We start from the raw sequence: 20,666 nt of genomic DNA, 5'->3' as shown, positions 1-20,666 counted from the left end.
ACTCCTTCCCATCCCGAACAGGACAGTGAAACGACTTTGCGCCGATGATAGTGCGGGTTCCCGTGTGAAAGTAGGTCATCGTCAGGCTCTTACAGCCCAAACCGCCCTTCTACTCGTTCGAGTAGGAGGGCGTTTTGCTTTGTGTTTCAAGAATTTTCTTTCACTGCCCATTGCTATGCAGCTCCAAGATATTTTGTATTCCCAAGGTTTTGGCACCCGCCGTGTCTGCGCAGGGCTGGTTCAACAGGGCTGGGTGTTTGTGTGTGAATCGCAATCCGATACGCAGGAATACGTGCCATGTGCTGATGCGACGGCTGAGCTGGAGCCCGAAGGTCTTCAACTGCGCGTTCAGGGTGTTGATTGGCCGTATTACTCCAAAGCCTATGTGCTGTTGCATAAGCCGGCAGGCACAGAGTGCTCTCAAAAACCCTCGACCTATCCCAGCATCTACACCTTGCTGCCAGCACCTTTGCGGCAGCGGCCTACAAAAAGTGCGGTGCAAGGGGTGCAGGCGGTGGGGCGGTTAGACCAGGACACCACGGGACTGCTGCTGTTGAGCGACGATGGGCAATTCATCCACCGCATGAGTTCCCCCAAGAAACACGTACCCAAGGTGTACCAGGTCACAACGAAACATCCGGTGGACGAAAAGCAGATATCGAGCTTGCTGGCGGGGGTGGTTTTGGACGACGACCCCAAACCGGTGAAAGCGGCCGCTTGTGAACAGACAGCGAGCCATCAGCTGAATCTCACGCTGACAGAAGGGAAGTACCACCAGGTCAAGCGCATGCTGGCTGCTGTGGGCAATCGTGTGGAAGGCCTGCATCGGTCGCGGATCGGGGCCATGGAGTTGCCCGCTAATCTGCAGCCCGGGGAATGGAAGTGGCTCAGCCACGAGGATTTGAGCTTGCTGACCCAGTCGAGTTGAGGGATTGGGCTAAGCCGTCACCGCACCGAGTGTCGGGGGGCGATACGAGACCACCGCATGCGCCGAAAATGGCAGAAGCCTAGATGCTGACTGCTCGATGGGATGGACTGGGCACTCCATCAGGCGATTCGAACCCTGTTGACAGATCGGAATCCGCGCTACGTCAAGGATGTTACGTGTTCTTCCGCTGGGCATTGGCAGGGGCAGAGCTACACTCTTGGGCTCTGTTGAAAGTGGTTCTGTGAAGATTTTCTCGATTGCACGTGCGTGCGCTGTCTTGGGTGGGTTGTGGATCTCGATAGGGGGGGCGCTGGCTGCCGCCCCTCCACTGTTTGTGCTGAACTCCCTCGAAGCCAATGTCAGTGTCATTGACCCGGTGACCTGGACCGAGACGGCCCGCATCCCGACGGGCAAGGAGCCCCACCATCTCTACCTCACGCCTGATGAGAAGTCGATCATTGTGGCCAACGCGCTGGGGGACACTCTGACGTTCTTGGACCCGCGCACCGCAGAGGTTCAACGCACGGTCCGGGGCATTGTGGACCCTTACCATCTGCGGTTTACTCCCGACATGAAGTGGTTCATTACAGCGGCCAATCGCTTGAATCACGTGGATTTCTACCGTTGGGACGGGAAGGAGTTGAACCTCGTCCAGCGGGTGGCCACCTCCCGGACACCCAGCCATTTGTGGATCGATAGTCGCAGCACCACGGTGTATTCCACCATGCAGGACAGCGATGAGCTGGTGGCCATCGATATCGCAACACAGACGATCAAGTGGCGCACCAAAACGGGTGCCATGCCTGCAGACGTATATGGCAGCGCAGACGACAAGCGCCTTTTTGTGGGCCTGACCGGCAGTGACAGCGTCGAGGTGTTTGATGTCTCGGGGCGCGAGCCCTTGAGCATCAAGAAGATCAAGACGGGTAACGGCGCCCACGCCTTTCGTGCAGCGGGCGATGGGCGGCATCTGTATGTCAGTAACCGGGTCGCCAACTCCATCAGCAAGATCGACATGACCACCCAGCAGGTGGTCGAAACTTACCCCGTGCCCGGTGGGCCGGACTGTATGGAAGTATCGGCCGACGGCCGCTTCATCTACGTAAGCTCCCGCTGGGCGCGCAAGCTTTCTGTAGTGGATACGGAGGCCAAGAAGGTCGTGCGGCAGGTCACGGTGGGCAAGTCCCCCCATGGCGTATGGACGCTGCAGCACGCGCCCCGCTGATGGGCCACGGTGTCGTGGCACCCGCACATTGCCAGGAAAAGGCTTGGCGAGCTCATTTTGCTATATGTTTTGTAGCTGTTAGCGCTTTTGTATCAAGCGCTAGTGCCCAAAAAGACTGTAACAAGCCCATTTACCTGACGTTCGACACCGGCCACATGGCCGTGGCACCTTTGGTGGCAGACGTTCTGGCGCGCCAGCAAGTCCGTGTGACATTCTTCGCTGCCAACGAGCGCACCCAGGAAGGGGATGGCAGCCTTGGAGAACACTGGGCTTCCTGGTGGCGGGCCCGGGCTGCAGAGGGCCACGAGTTTGCATCGCACACCTGGGATCACACCTACTGGCGAGCCGATCTGGGGACAGCGCAGGCCCCCTCTTTCCGGGTTCGACCTTCGGCCGGACCGCGCGAGGGGCAGGATTTTGTGCTGACAGCGGCCGGGTATTGCAAGGAGATTGCCCGGGCAGCGGTTCGGTTGAAGCTCGTGACCGGCAAGACACCCTTGCCCTTGTTTCGCGCCCCGGGTGGCAAGACTTCGCCGCAGTTGCTTGCCAGCGCCCATGCATGTGGGTACACGCATGTGGGGTGGTCACCGGCAGGATTCCTGGGGGATGAATTGCCCAGTGAGAACGCCAGCAATACGGCGCTGCTGAGCAAGGCTTTGCGGGATGTGCGCAGTGGCGACATCCTGCTTGCACATTTGGGGATCTGGTCGCGCAAGGACCCCTGGGCGCCAGCAGTGCTGGAGCCGCTGATCGCCGGACTCAAGGAGCGAGGATTTTGCTTTCGGACACTGCGAGAGCATCCCGATTACGCGCCTTTGGCAGGCCGTTGACAGGGTTGGCGCAGTACATGGTCGCGAATGCCGCCCGGGGCGCGGGCATGTGTGGTGAGATAGACGGAGCATGATGCAATGGGTTGGCTAGGCAACGGTTTTGATGCGGCTCAGCAGTGGCTTTTTGAAAGCCTGTTGCAGCCAGTGATGTTCACCGTGGGGCTGGGCAACCAGCTGGAAAGCGGCTATGAGGCCGCGGGCTGGATTCTTGTGGGCCTGCTGCAATTGGTGGTGATCGCTGCGGTGATCGGTCCTTTGCAGCGCTGGCGGCCGGTGGAGGCCGTGACCGACCGCGCAACGATTCGCACCGATATTCTCTACACGCTGATTCACCGGCTGGGGCTGTTCCGCCTGGGCCTCTTCCTCGCTGTGGACCCATTGACGGACTCTCTCTTCGGTACATTGCGGGTGGCGGGCGTCAGCACCTTCCAGCTGGATGGCCTCTGGCCCGGCTTCACCGACGTGCCTTGGGTCAGTCTGCTGCTGTACCTGGTGGTGTTTGACTTTGTGGACTACTGGATTCACCGTGGGCAGCACCACTTTGAATGGTGGTGGCGCCTGCATTCCTTGCACCATGCGCAGCGCCAGATGACCATGTGGAGCGACAACCGCAACCATCTGCTGGATGACCTGTTGCGCGACACCATTCTGGTGGTGGTGGCGCAGCTCATCGGGGTGGCGCCTGGGCAGTTCATCGCAATTGTGGCCATTACGCAGCTCAGCGAGAGCTTTCAACACGCCAATGTGCGGCTCTGGTTTGGCCACTGGGGCGAGCGGCTGTGGATCAGCCCGCGTTTTCACCGGCTGCACCACAGCGTTGGAATAGGCCACGAAACCGTCAAGCCACTGTTGGGGGAGGCTGCCGCGGCGCAAGGTGCCAAGTACCGCGTGGTCCTGGGGGGACACAACTTTGGCGTATTGCTACCCTGGTGGGACATGCTGATGCGCACTGCCAATTTTGAATTGCGCTTTGATCCCACGGGGGTGCGCGATCAGGTGGAGCCGGGGCCGGACGGGCGGTTGCGGGACTATGGCGGGGGCTTTTGGTCCCAGCAATGGCGGGGGGTGCTGAGGCTGCTGGGCAAGGCTTGAAAGCCCCTCCCCGCAGTCAAGAAGGTATGCTTGCCGGCATGGGACTCTTGCTCGATTCTTTCTGGCGCGCCGCCGCCTATTGCCTGCGGCCCCGCGTGGTGGCCTTGTCCGTCTTGCCGTTGCTGCTGATGGTGGCGCTGGCGTTGGGGCTGGGCTATTTGTACTGGGATGGTGCCGTGCAGGGCATGCGTACGCTGCTGGATGCTTCTTCGCTCCTGGCCAGCTTCTGGAACTGGTTGCAGGGTTGGGGGCTGGGGGATATCACCTCGGTCGTGGCTCCCCTCATGGTGGTTCTGGCCGTGGCGCCCGCGTTGGTGGTGGTCTCGCTGCTGGTGGTGGCGGTGCTCATGACACCTGCGCTGGTGGCCCTGGTGGCCGATCGGCGTTTCCCGATGCTGGAGCGCAAGAAGGGTGGGTCGTTCATCGCCAGCGTCGCCTGGTCGGTCAGCTCCACGGTGCTGGCATTGATTGCCCTGGTGGTATCGGTGCCCTTGTGGCTGGTACCGCCGCTGGTGCTCATTCTGCCCCCGTTGATCTGGGGCTGGCTGACCTACCGCGTGATGGCGTTTGATGCGCTGGCCGAGCATGCGAGCAAGGAGGAGCGGCAGGAGCTTTTCCGCCGCCATCGCAGCAGCCTGCTGGGCATTGGCATCCTGACGGGCTATCTGGGGGCTGCTCCCAGCATCGTGTGGGCCTCGGGCGTGGTTTTTGCCGCAGCGTTCTTTGTTCTCGTGCCGCTGGCGATCTGGATTTACACCCTGGTTTTTGCCTTTTCGTCGCTGTGGTTCACGCACTATTGTCTGGCGGCGCTCGAACGTTTGCGGGCAGAGGGCGACAGCAGGGCACCCGCTGGCGTCCCTACCGTAGCGGCTGTTGAAACAAGGCAGCCGGTGCATGCCACGCAGGCGCTTGTGGCGCCGGCACCAGCTCATCTTCCCGCCCCAGAGTCTCCTGTCAACGGAACCCCTACACCATGACCCCTACCTTCGGCTTGATCATCGTGGGTGATGAAATCCTGTCCGGCAAGCGCGCTGACAAACACATGCCCAAGGTCATCGAACTGCTGTCAGCGCGCGGGCTTTCGCTGGCCTATGCCGACTATGTGGGCGACAACCCGGATCGCATTGCGGCCACCTTGCAGCGCGCCTTCGCTTCGGGCGATGTGGTGTTTTCCTGCGGCGGCATTGGGGCCACGCCGGATGACCACACACGCCAGTGCGCGGCGCGCGCGCTGGGCCGGGAGCTCGTACTGCACACTGAAGCTGAGGCGCTGATCCGTGAACGCATGCAGGACGTCGCGCGGGAGCAGGGTGTGCTGTACGAACCGGACCGCGCTGACAACGTGCACCGGCTCAACATGGGGGTGTTTCCAGCAGGCGCCCGCATCATTCCCAACCCCTATAACAAGATCCCCGGCTTCAGCTGCAATGGGGAGGGCGGTGGAACGGTGCATTTCGTGCCCGGATTCCCCGTCATGGCCTGGCCCATGATCGAAGGGGTGCTGGACCACCACTACGCGGCGTTTTTCAATCGCACACCGCAGACCGAGCAGTCGGTGGTGGTCTATGGGGCGATGGAGGCGGCTTTGACACCCCTCATGGAGCACATCGAAAAAACGCACCCCGAGGTCCGGGTGTTCAGTTTGCCCAGCGTGGATCATCCACAATACGGGCGGCACATCGAACTGGGCGTCAAGGGTCCTGCTTCCCTGGTTCCGGCTGCATGGCTGGATCTGAAAAACGGACTGCACGAATTTGGTGCGAACTGTGGCCCCGAATTGGTGCGCAACTTGTGACGTCTGGGCTCAATGGGTGGATTGCACTGTATTGGTGCAATCTGATGGATGCCCCATCGGCTCGCAGTCCGTAGTGCTCCTTCATAGTGCGGCGGCTGCACCCGGCTGGCACGCAAACTGCTTTTATTTCGGCAAATTCCTTTTTTCAACAAGCGCTTTATCCAGGAGAACCTGATGGCCAAGACCGTTGCAGACGTGATGAAGATGGTGAAGGAGAACGAAGTCAAGTTCGTTGACTTCCGTTTCACCGATACCCGTGGCAAGGAACAGCACGTGACCGTGCCAGTTTCCCACTTCGACGAAGACAAGTTCACGTCCGGCCATGCATTTGATGGTTCCTCGGTAGCCGGCTGGAAGGGCATCGAAGCCTCGGACATGCAACTCATGCCCGACCCCAGCACCGCCAACATCGACCCCTTCTTTGAAGAAACCACGCTGTTCCTGCAGTGCGACGTGATCGAACCCGGTGACGGCAAGGCCTACGACCGCGATCCACGCTCCATCGCCAAGCGCGCTGAAGCCTACCTGAAGGCCTCCGGCCTGGGCGACACCGCTTTCTTCGGCCCAGAGCCAGAATTCTTCATCTTCGACGGCGTGCGTTGGTCCAACGAACCTGGCAAGGTCATGTTCGAGATCGAAGAGTACGAAGCCCCCTGGAACTCGGGTGCCAAGCTCGAAGGCGGCAACCGCGGCCACCGTCCCACCGTCAAGGGCGGCTACTTCCCCGTGCCTCCCGTCGACAGCACGCAAGACATGCGCGCTGAAATGTCCCTGATCCTCGAATCCCTGGGCATTCCGGTCGAAGTGTTCCACCATGAAGTGGCAGGCGCTGGCCAGAACGAAATCGGCACGCGTTTCAGTACGCTGGTCGAGCGCGCCGACTGGACGCAGGTCCTGAAGTACGTGGTCTGGAACGTGGCCAACGCCTACGGCAAGACCGCCACCTTCATGCCCAAGCCCTACGCTGGCGACAACGGTTCGGGCATGCACGTGCACCAGTCCATCTGGAAGGACGGCAAGAACCTGTTCGCAGGCGACGGCTATGCCGGCCTGTCGGACTTCGCGCTGTACTACATCGGCGGCATCATCAAGCATGCACGTGCCCTGAACGCCATCACCAACCCAGGTACGAACTCGTACAAGCGCCTGGTGCCCGGTTTCGAAGCCCCTGTGAAGCTGGCCTACTCGGCCCGCAACCGCTCGGCCTCGATCCGTATTCCGTATGTGGCCAACCCCAAGGGCCGCCGCATCGAAGCGCGTTTCCCCGATCCATCGGCCAACCCCTACCTGTGCTTCTCGGCCCTGATGATGGCCGGCCTGGATGGTGTGGAAAACAAGATCCATCCCGGCGAAGCCGCCACGAAGGACCTGTACCATCTGCCACCCGAAGAAGACAAGCTGGTGCCTACCGTGTGCCACAGCCTGGACCAAGCGCTGGACTATCTGGACAAGGACCGTGGTTTCCTTACCAAGGGTGGCGTCTTTACCGACTCCATGCTGGATGCCTACATCGAGCTCAAGATGGGCGAAGTCACGCGTTTCCGCATGGCTCCTCACCCTGTCGAGTACGACATGTACTACTCCCTGTAATTGCCTGCCAGAAGGCAACTACTCTCCAAAAGGCGGCCCAGGCCGCCTTTTTTATTGCGCACAAGGACCTGGGGCTTTTGAAACGGAACCAGTGGCTGGGCCGTTGCATCCTTGTACAAAGGCCCATCCGGGGCCGCTGGTGTTGGATTGGCGATGCGTGGCGATTGGGGGATACTCCCCCGAACCCCTGCATGGCAGTGCGAGGAAACCGAATGAAGAAAACGCTCATCACCCTGTTACTGATCGCCGCGACGGCTCCCGCCGCGTGGGCGCAAGACCGCATCTACCGCTGTGGCAATGAATACACCAACAATGCCCAGCAGGCCAAGGAGCGCGGCTGCAAGCTGGTAGAGGGGGGCAATGTCACCGTGGTCCAGGGCACCCGGCCCGCGGGCGCCGCTGCGGCAGCCCCTGCAGCGGGGGCGGGTACAGCGTCCCCGGCGTCGCCACCGTCTGCGCCCCGCGTCAACAACAACGACCAAAAGGCCCGCGATGCCGATGCCCGGGCCATTCTCGAATCCGAGCTGCGCAAGGCCGAGGCACGCCACGCCGAGTTGGTGAAGGAATACAACGGCGGCGCGCCTGAGCGCAATGCGCTGGATCTGCGCAACCCCCAGCGCTACATGGAACGTACGGCAGAACTCAAGGCCAGCGTGGCACGCAGCGAGAGTGATATCGCAGGCATCAAGCGCGAAATCGCCCGTCTTCCGGCCAACTGACCCCCCTTTTTTACTAGCCTGGCACGCTTGTGAGTTCCTCGCCCTTTACTGAAGCCCCGACCTCCGACACGGGGCGCTTTCATTCGCTGGACCTCATGTCCACTCTGGTGGCGGTGTTGCGCGCCGATGGCGCAGTGCAATTCGCCAATGCGGCGCTGGAGAATGCGCTGGGCCTGTCGCGCCGGACCCTGGAGGGCGTGGACTTCTCCACCTTCTTCACCGACCCCGCCTTGCTGCAGACGGCACTCGCCGGTGCCCGGGGCAAGGACTTTGCGGCCTTGCGGTATGAAGCAAGCCTCAAGCGCCAGCACCAGGACCCGGTGCCCGTGCATGTGAGCGTGGCCGACGCCGAGCAGGTTGGCGAAATCCTGGTGGAGCTGTGGCCACTGGAGCAGCAGGCCCGCCAGGACCGTGAAGAGCGCTTGCTGGACCAGGCCCAGGCCAACAAGGAGCTGATCCGCAACCTGGCCCATGAGATCAAGAACCCGCTGGGCGGGATTCGCGGCGCTGCACAGCTGCTCGAGATGGAACTCGAAAGCCGCGAACTGACGGAATACACCCAGGTCATCATCCACGAGGCCGACCGCCTGCAGAGCCTCGTGGACCGGTTGCTGGCGCCGCACCGCCACCCGCACCTCGTGGGCGACGTCAATATCCATGAGGTGTGCGAGCGGGTGCGGTCCCTGGTGCTGGTCGAATACCCGCAGGGCCTCAAGGTGCTGCGCGACTACGACACCTCGATCCCCGAGTTCCGGGGTGACCGTGCCCAGCTCATCCAGGCGCTGTTGAACATCGTGCAGAACGCGGCCCAGGCGCTGACCGAGCGCATTGCTGAGGGGGCGGCGACGATCACACTGCGCACCCGCGTGGCCCGACAAGTAACGTTTGGTCGCCAGCGCTATCGGCTGGCACTGGAATTGCATGTCATCGACAACGGACCGGGCGTGCCCGACGCGATCAAGGAGCGTATTTTTTACCCTCTGGTGTCGGGTCGGGATGGCGGGTCAGGGCTGGGGCTCACGTTGGCACAAACCTTCGTGCAGCGCCATCATGGGTTGATCGAATGCGACAGCGTACCGGGTCGCACCGACTTCCGCATCCTGATTCCCTTGCCTTAAAAGCGCACGATGGTCCCTGACACGCAACCACAGGGAAGGTAAGAAAAACATATGAAGCCGATCTGGATAGTAGATGACGACCCCTCGATCCGCTTCGTCCTCGAAAAGGCCCTGGCCCGCGAGAACCTGCCCACGCGCAGCTTCACGCACCCCCGCGAAGTGCTCGATGCGCTGGCCGACATCACCCCCGGCGACCCTGCGCGGCAGGGCCCCCAGGTCCTGGTGAGCGACATTCGCATGCCTGGCGGTTCGGGCCTGCAACTGCTGGAGAAAGTCCGCGAACTGCAGCCCGGCCTGCCCGTCATCATCATGACGGCGTACTCCGACCTGGACAGCGCCGTGTCGGCCTTCCAGCGGGGCGCCTTTGAATACCTGCCCAAGCCCTTCGACCTGCCCAAGGCGGTGGAGTTGATCCGCCGCGCGGTGGAAGAAAGCCAGCGCGAGGAAGTGACCGAAGAGCGCCAGGCGGAAGCCCCGGAAATGCTGGGCCAGGCGCCTGCCATGCAGGATGTTTTCCGCGCCATCGGCCGGCTGAGCCAAAGCCAGGTCACGGTGCTCATCACCGGCGAATCGGGCTCGGGCAAGGAACTGGTGGCGCGTGCGCTGCACAAGCATTCGCCGGTCGCCGATGGGCCCTTTGTCGCCATCAACACCGCAGCCATCCCCAAGGATCTGCTGGAATCCGAACTCTTCGGCCACGAGCGCGGCGCCTTCACCGGTGCGCAGACGCAGCGGCGCGGCCGCTTCGAGCAGGCCGAGGGCGGCACGCTATTCCTCGATGAAATCGGCGACATGCCGTTCGATCTGCAGACGCGCTTGCTGCGCGTGCTGTCGGACGGCCAGTTCTACCGTGTGGGCGGCCATGCGGCCGTGAAGGCCCATGTGCGCGTGATCGCCGCCACCCACCAGGACCTTGAAAAACGCGTGAAGGAGGGTGGGTTCCGCGAGGACTTGTTCCACCGCCTCAACGTCATCCGCCTGCGGCTGCCCGCGCTGCGCGAGCGGCATGAAGACGTGCCCGTGCTCACGCGCCACTTCCTGCAGCAAAGCGCGCGGCAGCTCGGCGTGGAGCCCAAGCGCATTGCCGATTCGGCCATCGCACGGCTGGAACAGTTCGCGTTTCCGGGCAATGTGCGCCAGCTGGAGAATATTTGCCACTGGCTCACGGTGATGGCGCCCGCCCAGGTCATCTCGCTGCAGGACCTGCCGCCCGAGGTGCTGGAAGCGCCCCTTTACCAGCCTGCACCGCGACCCGGCAGCGAGCCGGCTGCTGCTGCGGTCGCAGCCGTGCAGGCCGCTCCTGCCCCGGTGCCTGCACCGCCCGTGGAAATGGTCGGGGGGCTGCAACCAGCCTTTGCCACCGCGCAGCCACCGGTGGGCGGCGTGCCTGCCCCTGGAGCTGCGCCACACTGGCCCTCCGCCGAGGTCCCTGTGGCTGCGGGAATGGGTGCTGCCGTTGGCCCCGCTGCTACCTGGGAGCAGGCGCTGGAGACCGAGGCGCAGAAGTTGCTGGCGGGTGGGCAGCCCGAGGTGTGGGATGCCCTCACGCGGCGGTTCGAGTCGCGCCTGATCCGCACGGCGCTCACCGCCACACACGGGCGCCGCATGGAAGCCGCGCAGCGCCTGGGCATTGGCCGCAACACCATCACACGCAAGATCCAGGAACTGGGGCTGGATGCCCCCGATGAAGCCTGAAATGGCACCTGGCGCTTGGTGGTAAAGCGCTAGCAGCTATTAAATTTGTAGTTTTCGGGTGCGCCTGCTCTGGTGGATGCGGTGCAGGCCGACCTCCCGATGTCCTACAAGCAGGCCCTCCATGGGCCGACCCGGCCCTCCGGAAGTGACTTCAACAATGAAGGCACTGTCAACCAACCGGAGAGCTTCTATGTCGGATTTCAACGATGCCAACCGTGACCCTTTGACCAACGAACCGGGTTCCCATCCCGTCGGCACCGGGGTGGGTGCTGCCCTGGGTGGCGCGGCGGCGGGTGCCGCTGCGGGTGCCTTCGGCGGCCCGGTCGGCGCAGCCATTGGCGGCGTGGCTGGTGCTGTCGCCGGGGGCTTGGCGGGCAAGGCTGCCGCCGAGGCGGTCAACCCCACCGAGGAAGATGCCTACTGGCGCGAAAGTTTCCACCGCGAGCCCTACTACGTGGGTGGCCGCACCTATGAACAATACCGCCCCGCCTACGAGCTGGGCTGGTCTTCGGTGAGCCGCTACGAAGGCGACTTCGAGGCCGTGGAACCCCGCCTTGCCGATGACTGGCGTGCGCGCCATTCGGATGGCCTGGCCTGGACGGATGCCCGCCCTGCAGCCCGCGCTGCCTGGGAACGGGTATCACGCTCCAGCCTGAACGACGACCGCCCCATGGATATCGTGGACAACGAAGACGTGGTCGATGTGCTCAACGATCTGCTGGAGTCGTCCCGCGATGGCGAATACGGCTTCACCGCCTGCGCCGAGCACGCAGACTCTGCGCAACTCAAGGGCGTATTCCAGCGCCATGCGCGTGAATGTGCGGCTGCCGCCGTGGAACTGGAGCACGAGGTCCGCCGCCTGGGTGGAGAACCCGCGTCGGGTGGCACCGTGGCGGGCGCGCTGCACCGGGGCTGGGTGTCGGTGAAGTCCGCCCTGTCTGTGCACGACGACAAGGCCGTGCTGCAGGAATGCGAACGCGGCGAGGACGCTGCCGTGGCCCGCTACCGCAAGGCCCTGAAGGCCACCCTGCCGCTGGATGTGCGGGCCCTGGTAGAGCGCCAATCCCAGGGCGCGCAGCGCAACCACGATGAAGTACGTGGGCTGCGCGACACTTTCGCCAACAGCTGATCTCGCACGGCTTGCGCGCTGGGGTTCCGTTCAGGGGCTCGCGGCGCGTCGCAAGTCGTAGGTCACAGGCCATAGGGATTTCTGGGCGCAGCTTTCTTGCGCGACGATTCCCCAAAAACAAAGGGCTGCAAGGATTTTCCTTGCAGCCTTTTGTGTAGGCCGGGCTTCCAGCTGGTTGCCGCGCGGGTTGCGTCGCCAGGGGCCGTTACGCCGTGGTGAGCACCACGGGCGCGTGGTCGCTGGGTTGCGGGTTCTTGCGTGGGGCGCGGTCCACCGTGCAGGCGGTCACGCTGGCGCGCAGCGCATCGCTCACCAGGATGTGGTCAATGCGCAGCCCCCGGTTCTTCTGAAACCCGAGCATGCGGTAGTCCCACCACGAGTAGCTTTTCTCAGGCTGCTCGAACATGCGGAAGGTGTCTGTCAGGCCCAGGCCAATCAGGTCCTGGAAGTGCTGGCGCTCTTCCACCGTGTGGTGGATTGTGTCCTTGAGGCCCACGGGGTCGAACGAATCGCGGTCTTCGGGCGCCACGTTGAAGTCGCCCAGCAGCGCCAGACGCGGGTGGGCCAGCAGCTCTTCGCGCAGCCAGCGGTGCAGGGCTGCAAGCCATAGCATCTTGTAGGCAAACTTCTCCGTGCCCGGGGCCTGGCCGTTCACGAAGTAGCAGTTCACCAGGCGCAGCGCGCCGTCCGGGGTGTCCAGCGTGGCTGCGATGACGCGGGCCTGCTCATCTGTGTGCCCGGGGATGTTGCGCACCACGTCGCGCATCGGGTGGCGGCTCAGGATGGCGACGCCGTTGTAGGTCTTCTGGCCAAAGGTCACGGTGTCGTAGCCCGCTTCCTTGAACGCGTCGTGCGGAAACTTGTCGTCGGTGAGCTTGAGCTCCTGCAGGCACAGTGCATCGACCGGGTTGGCCGCGAGCCAGGCCAGCACCTGGGGCAGCCGGACGGTGAGGGAGTTGACGTTCCAGGTCGAGATTTGCATGTTTTTGGCCTCCAGCGCTTGATAGGTAAGCGCTAATTGCTATTAATTAATGAGCTACTTGAGCCAAATGCAGCATCAACCCGCACGCACATAGGTCACAAAGCTGAACGGCAGCCCGTTGGTGCTGACGTGGCGACTGCGTGCAGATTCTGCCCATTCCGCGCCCAGCGTGGGCGCGTGGGCATCTCCGTCGAAGTCCTGGTCGATCTCGGTCACTTCCAGGCAGTCGGCCAGGGGCAGGGCCTCTGCGTAGATCTGAGCGCCGCCGATCACCCACACAGTCTGGCCAGCCGTGGCCTGCTGCAGCGCGTCTTGCAGGCTGGCAGCGCGCACGGCGCCGTCGGCCTGCCAGTCGGCCTGGCGCGTGACCACGATGTTGGTGCGGCCGGGCAGGGGGCGAAAGCGCGGGGGCAGCGAGTCCCAGGTCTTGCGGCCCATCACCACCGGGCAGCCCTGGGTGAGCTGCTTGAAATGCGCCATGTCTTCGGGGATGTGCCAGGGCAGACGGTTGTCCTTGCCAATGACGCCGTTGGCAGCGCGGGCGTAGATGAGGTGCACGGGCATGGTGGGGCCTCCTGGCTTCAGATGTGCAAGGCGGCGAGGGCGCCCACGCCCAGGCCCACGGCGGCCACGCCGTACATGCCGTATTCCAGCCACTTTTTCCGGGTCAGCAGCGCGATGGCGGCCAGTGCAATGGCCACCTGCAGCGCCGTGGTGGCCTGTGCCCAGCGGTGGTGCTGGTGCATTTGCGCCTCGCTCTTGCGGTCGAATTCGTGGGCGTCGGCTTCGAGTTTTTCGGCCACGACCTTGATCTCGTTTTTCTCGGTTTCGTAGCGCTCCACCTTGGTCTGGTAACCGGCCTTGCGGTCATCGGGCGCCAGGTCGCGGGCCAGTTCGGCCAGGGACTGCTTGGTGCTCTTGGACTGGAAGTAATTCCACTGGTTGGAGGCCTCGGTCTTCTTGATGGCCGCGTCGTTCTTGAGCAGCCCGGCGTTGGCCTGCGTGGCGCCGCCCATGTACGAAAAGATCGCGCCCACTGTCGCCACGATGGCGGTGAACATGGCGATCTTGTTCATGGACGAGCCGTTGCCGCCTTCAGCGCCATGGTCCGATGTGTGGTCGCCGTGGCCGTGGGTGGCATGCTCCACTGCGTGGTCGTGGGGGCCGTGTACGTGAAATCCGCCGGAAGACATGGATAAAAGCTCGTGGTGGTGGTGGGTGGATGCGGGCAAGGCGCTGTTGCGCCTGCCCCTGGGGCTCAAGAGGTGTGGGGTACCAAAGAGGGATGTCGGCTGATCAAACGGCCACAGGGGCCTTGATGGCGGGGTGGCACTGGTAGTCCAGCACTTCAAAGTCTTCGTACTCGTAGTCAAAGATGCTGTCGGGCTTGCGTTGGATGTTCAAGACCGGGTAGGGGTAGGGCGTGCGCGCCAGCTGCATCTGCACCTGCTCGTGGTGGTTGCTGTAGATGTGGCAGTCGCCACCGGTCCAGATGAAGTCGCCCACATCCAGGTCGCACTGCTGCGCCACCATGTGGGTGAGCAGGGCGTAGCTGGCAATGTTGAACGGCACGCCCAAAAAGATGTCCGCACTGCGCTGGTACAGCTGGCAGGACAGCGTGCCGCGCCCGCCGGGCTCCTGCGCTGGCGCCACGTAGAACTGGAAGAACGCGTGGCAAGGCATCAGCGCCATCTTGTTCAGCTCGGCCACGTTCCAGGCGCTCACGATGATGCGGCGCGAGTCGGGATTCGTTTTGAGCGTATTGATCACGTCGCTGATCTGGTCGATGTGCCCGCCGTCCGGCGTGGGCCAGCTGCGCCACTGCACGCCGTACACCGGGCCCAGATCGCCATCCTCGCGCGCCCATTCGTCCCAGATGGTGACGCCGCGTTCTTTCAGCCAGTTGTTGTTGCTCGACCCCGTGAGGAACCACAGCAGCTCCTGAATGATGGACCGCAGGTGCACCTTCTTGGTCGTGACCAGCGGAAAGCCTTCTTTCAGGTCAAACCGCATCTGGTGGCCGAACACGCTGCGGGTGCCCGTGCCCGTGCGGTCCGACTTGTGCACACCGTGGGTGAACACGTGGCGCATGAAGTCTTCGTATTGCGAGCGGACGGGGCGGGCGTGTTCGGTCATGGCGGTTGGAAGGCGAAAGACGCGATTTTAGGGCGTGCCGCCCGTCGGCGGCGGACAGGATAAGCTCGCAAACCTTTTGCCCTGCTGCCGCTTCAGAATGAAACCCACGATCATGCGCCTGGTTCCTTCAGCTTTCCTGTGCCGCGCTGTGCTGGCTGCTGTGCCGTTGGCGGTCCTGCTGCCGGGTTGCGGGGGCACTGCACCCACCGTGCCCGCCGCGCGCACCCCAGCGGGCTCCTGGGCCAGCCCCGCAGCGCCGGCCACAGCTGCCAAGGCTGTCAACCCCTGGGCTGGCCTGCAGGCACAGGTTGGCCGTCAGCCGGCGGACGGTGGCGACTACCTGCGCACCGGCCCCTTGGCAGACCGGCTGCGCGGCCTGCTCGGGCCCACCAACTACCCCGTGCTGCTCGACAACATGGGCGTCAGCAGCCCCTTGCGGCAAGAGGGCGCGCTGCTCTACATCACAGGCAACCGTCTGCACGAGGGCGGTACCGAGGCGGCAGCCGTGGTGATCCACCCCGCAGCGGACGCTGTGCGCGTGTGGCTGCTGACCGGTGGCGAAGAGTGGGATGTGCAGGACCGCGGCACCCCCAAAACCCTGCCCGCTGACGTCGCCACGATGATGGAAAACGCGCGCCGCTGAGCGCACCACCCGTCTGCCGGGTGGCAGAGCGCCTACAGCCTGGGCGGGAATGTGTTTCTATAATCAAGAATCATTCTCAAAAAGGCCGCCACGCCATGCCTGCCGCTCATCCCCTGCACGCGCTCTACAGCCACCACCACGGGTGGCTGCAGTCCTGGCTGCGCCGGCGGCTCGGTTGTGCCGACGATGCGGCCGATCTGGCGCAGGACACCTTCGTGCGCCTGCTCGCACGGCCCACCGCCATCGCCCCCGACGCGATGCGCGAGCCGCGCGCCTACCTGACCACGGTGGCACGCGGGCTGCTTGTGGACTTCTGGCGCCGGGGTGAACTGGAGCGCGCCTACCTGGCAGATCTGGCCCTGCAGCCCGAGGTGCTGCAGCCATCCCCTGAAGAGCGCCTGGCCGCCGTGCAGATGCTTCACGCGGTCGATGCATTGCTGCAGGGCCTGACGCCGAAGACGCGTGCAGCGTGGCTGATGAACCGGCTCGATGGGCTCACGCATGCAGAGATTGCCGAGCAGCTGCAAGTGTCGGTGCCCCGCGTACGACAGTACCTGGCCAACGCGATGCGCCACGCCTACCACCTGCGTTTTGGCGGCGCGGCGTGAGCAGTGCGGGTTGGACCACGGGCGGCCCACCTGGTGGGGCAGGCGACGACCACCCCGTGCCGCATGCCGTGCTGGAGGCCGCCATCGGCTGGCAACTGCGCCAGGGCGAGGGCGATACCTCGCCGACCGATGCCGAAGCCCTGACCGACTGGCTGGCCGCACACCCCGACCATGCCCGCGCCTGGCGCCAGCTGGGCGACATCGACCAGCACCTGGCACGCGCCGCCGCAGGTCCCGGAGCCCGCGCAGCGTTGCTGCTGCCATCGCGCCAGCGTCGTCCTGCCCGTGTGGCGGGCGCCGTGCTGGGCCTGGCGTTGGCGGTAGCCTGCGGCGTACTGGTGCTGGACCGCTACCAGCCCGTGGGCCAACTGCTGGCCGACCACCGCACCGCCACCGGCGAGCGCCGCACCATCGTGCTGCCCGACCAGACCGTGCTGCACCTGAACACCCGCAGCGCTGTGGATGTCGTGTTCAGCCAAGACCAGCGCGCGATCCATCTGCGCGCAGGCGAGATCGCGGTGGAAACCAGCCATGCCGATCCTGCCGAGCAGCGCCCGTTGGTGGTGCTGACAGAAGACGGCAGCCTGCGCGCGCTGGGCACCCGTTTTGTCGTGCGCCGCTGGCCGCTGCAGCACGCGGCAACAAGCGACACGGGGCAGGACGGTGGCACGCTCGGCACCGAGGTCGCCGTCACCCAGTCGGCCGTCGCGGCCCGCCCGGCGACCTGTGCGGCGGCAGCGTCCGAGCCGTGCGCTGCCGAGCGCATCGTGTCAGCCGGGCAGGGCGCACGGCTGGAGGGCGGGCGGGTGGACCCGTGGGTGGCCCCACCCGATGCCGATGCCTGGAAGGACGGCATGCTGGTCGTGGACAACCAACCCTTGGGCGAGGTGGTGGCCATGCTGGCGCGGCACCGGGTCGGCCACCTGGGTGTCGACCCCCGTGTAGCCCGGTTGCGCGTGACGGGCACGCTGCCCCTGGCGGACACCGACCAGGCCCTGTTGGCGCTGACCGCGGCCGTGCCGGTGGAGGTGGTCTGGACCACGCGCTGGTGGGTCACGCTCAAGCCGCGTGCTGCGCCCTGAGGATGAAAATGTGAAGAAAATCGGCCGCTACCGCTTGATGGGAAAGCGCTGGCAGCTATCAAAAGATGAGTGACTTGGTGCGGCTGATCGACGGTTCCATTCCGTTCAACCCAGATCCACCAGCCGAAGCAGATCAACCCAGATCGCCCCTGCCAGCTGGCATCCCACCCACCAACGATGCCGGCCCAAAAAATAAATGGCCCCGGCCCCCTCTCACTTTTCGGCACCCGTTCGGCAATCAGACAGAGACCGTGCATCGGCACGGTTGCCCTCTTTTCTGATGTGACCGTTTCGGAGCCTGACCCATGCCCTCTGCTGTTTTCCCCTTTCCGCTGAACCCCTGTGCTACTGCGCTGCTGCTCGCGTTGGGGGCCTCTGCCGCAGCCGCACAGCCAGCCACGGTGCAGGCCCCTGCGGCCCCGGCCAGCGCTGCGGCCGTGCGCGACTACGACCTGCCCGCCGGGCCACTGGGAGCAGCCCTCAACCGCATCGCGCGCGATGCAGGCTTGGCGCTCACCGCCGATGCGCAGTTGGTGGAAGGCCGCAACGCGGCGCCCGTGCGGGGCCGCTTCGATGCACCTGAGGCACTGCGCCGCGCGCTGGCAGGTTCGGGGCTGGAGCTGCGGCAGACCACGGGCGGCGTCTTCACGCTGCGCGAGGCATCGCGCCCTGCAGCGCAGGCACCCCGGCTCAGCGATGCCGCCACCCTGGGCGCCGTCACCGTGACGGCCAGCGCCGAGGCAGCGCCCGGCGATTTGCCGCCCGCCTATGCCGGCGGCCAGGTTGCCACGGGCAGCCGGGTCGGCCTGCTGGGCCACCAGAGCCTGATGGACACGCCGTTTCACATCACCAGCTACACGGCCGAACTCATGCAGGACCAGCAGGCGATCACCGTGGCCGATGTGCTGGCCAACGACCCGTCCGTGCGCACGGTGTCCTACAGCCTGACCAACGCTGCTGCGGGCGGCGACATCTTTCTGATCCGAGGTTTCTCGGTGCAGGACTCCGTGCTGTTCGACGGCATCGGCGGCATCGCCACCAACCGTGCCGTGGCGGTCGAAGCGGCCGAGCGCGTCGAGGTGCTCAAGGGCCCCAACGCGTTGCTCAACGGCATGGCCCCCGGGGCGGGCGGCGCGGTGGGCGGCGCCATCAACCTGGTGCCCAAGCGTGCGGGCGACGTGCCGCTGACCCGCCTGACCACCACTTACCTGTCCAAAGGCAACCTGGGCGGCCACCTGGACGTGGGCCGCCGGTTCGGCGACGACCACCAGTGGGGTGTGCGCTTCAACGGCGTCTACCGCGACGGGAAGACCGCCACCCAGGGCCAGTCCGTAGAGCTGGGCGCTGCGGCGCTGGCCGTGGACTACCGGGGCAGCCAGCTGCGGGCCTCGGTGGATGCCGGCCACCAGACGATGAACAACGAAGCGCCACAAGGCGCCGCGGGCTTTGGCATCGACGACGCCATTGCCATCCCCAGGCCGCCCCGGGCCAGCCATCGCATCGCGCAGGACTGGGAGTTCGCCAGGTCGCGCAGCAACTACCTCCTGGCCAAGGCAGAGTACGACCTCACCCCGGACTGGACGCTCTCTGCAGCCGCGGGTGGCAGCCACACGCGGTCCCGCTACCTCGCCACCGACGTGTTCGTGACCAGCGTGCAGGGCGATGCGCAGGCCACCACGTACTTTTGGCCCAACTGGACGAACTACCGCACCCTGCAAGGCGGCCTGCAGGGCACGGTGCGTGCCGGCGAGCTTACGCACCGCATCCACCTGCATGCGTCGTACCTGAAGAAGGACAGCGGCTTCACGGCGCAGTACTACGGCTTCGACAGCTTCGCCACGAACATGTATGCGCCCGCGGCCACCGCGCGTCCGTCCATCGACGGTTTCTCATCGCGGCCGCCCCAGACCGATTCCTTGCAGTTGCCGTCCGTGGCGCTGTCCGACACCGTCTCGCTGTGGCAAGACCGCCTGTCCGTCACCCTGGGTGCCCGCTACCAGCGCGTGAAGGTCGTCAAATATGACACCGCCACCGGGGCCGGCAGCACCGCGTACGACGAGCACGCGGTGACGCCGGCGCTGGCGGCGGTGTTCAAGCTACAGCCGCACGTGTCGCTCTACGGCAATTACATCGAAGGGCTGGTCCAGGGCGATTCCGCACCGCTGGGCACCACCAATGCCGGGCAGGTGTTTCCGCCGGTCCGGACGAAACAGCGGGAGGTGGGCGTGAAGGCCGACTGGGGCCGCTTCAGCACCACGGCGAGCCTGTTCCACATCCAAAAGCCGAGCGGGCTGGTGGCGTCCAACGGCGATGGCACATTCACCTACCAGGTCGGTGCAGAGCAGCGCAACCGCGGGGTCGAGCTCAATGTCTTTGGCGAGGTGGCCCGGGGCACGCGCCTGCTGGGCGGCGTGACCTTCAACGATGCCCGGCTGACCCGAACCGAAGGCAGCACCTACGACGGCAACGCCGCGCCCAATGTGTCGCGCTGGCAGCTCAACCTGGGCAGCGACCACGACGTGGCTGCCGTTCCGGGGCTGACGCTGTCGGCCCGCATGATCGCCAGCAGCGGGCAGCATGTGGACGCCGCCAACCTTCGGCGCATCCCGGGCTGGACGCGCTGGGACATCGGTGCCCGCTACAAGACCCAGGCGTGGGGCCGGCCGCTGGTGCTGCGCGCGGGCGTGGACAACCTGTTCAACCGCAACTACTGGTCCAGCGGCTCCGGCAACTGGCTGTATGTGGGAAGTCCTCGCACAGTGACTCTCTCTGCCACGGTGGATTTCTGACGCGGAGCAGTGCTGCCGTGGGCGGGCGGGCAAATGGAGGGGGTAGGGGGTACTGGCGTCACCTCCGGTGGGCCATGGTGCAGAAAATGTGGATTAAATTGGCCTCTACCGCTTGATAGGTAAGCGCTGGCAGCTATTGATTTGATAGTAATCCGGGGCATTCGCTCTGCCAACGCTGCAATGCGATATCCGCCTTTCCGCACTCGGTTAGATACCCTGTTGACACATCTAGGTATAAATCCTGAGTATCTGGTGCAAATTAGTATTTGTGGAGGCGTCTGGAGTACCAATCGAGCATCGCAGCA

At 64.5% G+C, this 20,666-nt stretch carries 19 protein-coding genes and 1 rRNA gene; 16 read left to right on the top strand and 4 right to left on the bottom strand.

What is annotated here, in order from left to right:
- The 12 genes from rrf to ASE39_RS05855 form a co-directional block, all read left to right on the top strand.
- A 5S ribosomal RNA gene (rrf, locus tag ASE39_RS05910) occupies positions 1-87 on the top strand; the annotation flags it as partial.
- Between the two features lie 88 nt (positions 88-175).
- Positions 176-928 (top strand): 16S rRNA pseudouridine(516) synthase, encoded by a 753-nt coding sequence (locus tag ASE39_RS05905; protein WP_057270526.1) that lies wholly within the window; start codon positions 176-178, stop codon positions 926-928.
- A gap of 241 nt (positions 929-1,169) precedes the next feature.
- Complete coding sequence (locus ASE39_RS05900; RefSeq protein ID WP_010457734.1) at positions 1,170-2,153, top strand: beta-propeller fold lactonase family protein; 984 nt, start codon at positions 1,170-1,172, stop codon at positions 2,151-2,153.
- Positions 2,153-2,983: a polysaccharide deacetylase family protein gene (locus tag ASE39_RS05895; protein WP_057270538.1), complete on the top strand. Its 831-nt coding sequence runs from the start codon at positions 2,153-2,155 to the stop codon at positions 2,981-2,983. Before ASE39_RS05900 ends, ASE39_RS05895 begins: the two co-directional genes overlap by 1 nt.
- 78 nt (positions 2,984-3,061) lie before the next feature.
- Complete coding sequence (locus ASE39_RS05890) at positions 3,062-4,075, top strand: sterol desaturase family protein (protein ID WP_057270525.1); 1,014 nt, start codon at positions 3,062-3,064, stop codon at positions 4,073-4,075.
- Positions 4,076-4,113: 38 nt separating this feature from the next.
- A complete protein-coding gene (locus tag ASE39_RS05885) occupies positions 4,114-5,052 on the top strand; it encodes an EI24 domain-containing protein (RefSeq protein WP_242421370.1) in 939 nt (312 codons plus the stop codon).
- Positions 5,049-5,870 carry a molybdopterin-binding protein gene (locus ASE39_RS05880; RefSeq protein WP_057225656.1) on the top strand — a complete coding sequence of 274 codons (822 nt, stop codon included), beginning with the start codon at positions 5,049-5,051 and terminating at the stop codon, positions 5,868-5,870. The genes ASE39_RS05885 and ASE39_RS05880 overlap by 4 nt, the downstream gene beginning before the upstream one ends.
- Positions 5,871-6,044: 174 nt before the next feature.
- Positions 6,045-7,460, top strand: a complete 1,416-nt coding sequence (gene glnA, locus ASE39_RS05875) for a type I glutamate--ammonia ligase (RefSeq protein WP_057225658.1) — start codon at positions 6,045-6,047, stop codon at positions 7,458-7,460.
- 212 nt (positions 7,461-7,672) lie between these two features.
- A complete protein-coding gene (locus tag ASE39_RS05870; RefSeq protein ID WP_010457745.1) occupies positions 7,673-8,179 on the top strand; it encodes a hypothetical protein in 507 nt (168 codons plus the stop codon).
- A 95-nt stretch (positions 8,180-8,274) separates the two neighbouring features.
- On the top strand, positions 8,275-9,297 hold the full coding sequence (glnL, locus tag ASE39_RS05865; RefSeq protein WP_057225662.1) for a nitrogen regulation protein NR(II): 1,023 nt from the start codon (positions 8,275-8,277) through the stop codon (positions 9,295-9,297).
- A gap of 51 nt (positions 9,298-9,348) precedes the next feature.
- Positions 9,349-10,992: a nitrogen regulation protein NR(I) gene (gene ntrC, locus ASE39_RS05860; RefSeq protein ID WP_057270523.1), complete on the top strand. Its 1,644-nt coding sequence runs from the start codon at positions 9,349-9,351 to the stop codon at positions 10,990-10,992.
- Positions 10,993-11,182: 190 nt separating this feature from the next.
- Positions 11,183-12,121, top strand: a complete 939-nt coding sequence (locus ASE39_RS05855) for a PA2169 family four-helix-bundle protein (RefSeq protein WP_057270522.1) — start codon at positions 11,183-11,185, stop codon at positions 12,119-12,121.
- A 205-nt stretch (positions 12,122-12,326) separates the two neighbouring features.
- Here the strand turns inward: ASE39_RS05855 and xth are convergent, their stop codons facing one another.
- From xth to ASE39_RS05835, 4 genes are all read right to left on the bottom strand, one after another.
- Complete coding sequence (xth, locus tag ASE39_RS05850; RefSeq protein WP_057270521.1) at positions 12,327-13,103, bottom strand: exodeoxyribonuclease III; 777 nt, start codon at positions 13,101-13,103, stop codon at positions 12,327-12,329.
- A gap of 75 nt (positions 13,104-13,178) precedes the next feature.
- Complete coding sequence (locus ASE39_RS05845; protein WP_057225667.1) at positions 13,179-13,667, bottom strand: dihydrofolate reductase; 489 nt, start codon at positions 13,665-13,667, stop codon at positions 13,179-13,181.
- A 17-nt stretch (positions 13,668-13,684) separates the two neighbouring features.
- On the bottom strand, positions 13,685-14,296 hold the full coding sequence (locus ASE39_RS05840; RefSeq protein ID WP_010457758.1) for a DUF4337 domain-containing protein: 612 nt from the start codon (positions 14,294-14,296) through the stop codon (positions 13,685-13,687).
- 103 nt (positions 14,297-14,399) lie between these two features.
- The gene (locus tag ASE39_RS05835; protein ID WP_057270520.1) at positions 14,400-15,239 is read right to left on the bottom strand and encodes a thymidylate synthase; all 840 of its coding nucleotides are present in this window, start codon (positions 15,237-15,239) and stop codon (positions 14,400-14,402) included.
- Positions 15,240-15,336: 97 nt separating this feature from the next.
- Between ASE39_RS05835 and ASE39_RS05830 the strand changes: the two genes are divergently transcribed.
- The 4 genes from ASE39_RS05830 to ASE39_RS05815 all read left to right on the top strand — a co-directional run bounded on the left by ASE39_RS05830 (position 15,337) and on the right by ASE39_RS05815 (position 20,361).
- The gene (locus ASE39_RS05830; protein ID WP_241776970.1) at positions 15,337-15,882 is read left to right on the top strand and encodes a hypothetical protein; all 546 of its coding nucleotides are present in this window, start codon (positions 15,337-15,339) and stop codon (positions 15,880-15,882) included.
- A gap of 95 nt (positions 15,883-15,977) precedes the next feature.
- Entirely contained in the window at positions 15,978-16,490 is a 513-nt protein-coding gene (locus ASE39_RS05825) for a sigma-70 family RNA polymerase sigma factor (RefSeq protein WP_056163498.1), read from the top strand.
- Positions 16,487-17,572: a FecR domain-containing protein gene (locus ASE39_RS05820; RefSeq protein WP_057270519.1), complete on the top strand. Its 1,086-nt coding sequence runs from the start codon at positions 16,487-16,489 to the stop codon at positions 17,570-17,572. The genes ASE39_RS05825 and ASE39_RS05820 overlap by 4 nt, the downstream gene beginning before the upstream one ends.
- A gap of 305 nt (positions 17,573-17,877) precedes the next feature.
- Positions 17,878-20,361 (top strand): TonB-dependent receptor, encoded by a 2,484-nt coding sequence (locus tag ASE39_RS05815; protein WP_057270518.1) that lies wholly within the window; start codon positions 17,878-17,880, stop codon positions 20,359-20,361.
- Positions 20,362-20,666: the final 305 nt, after the last annotated feature.

The organism is Acidovorax sp. Root267 (assembly GCF_001429215.1).
In the GTDB taxonomy this organism is placed as follows: Bacteria; Pseudomonadota; Gammaproteobacteria; order Burkholderiales; family Burkholderiaceae_C; genus Acidovorax; species Acidovorax radicis.
This window is presented reverse-complemented; position numbering and strand designations above follow the sequence as displayed.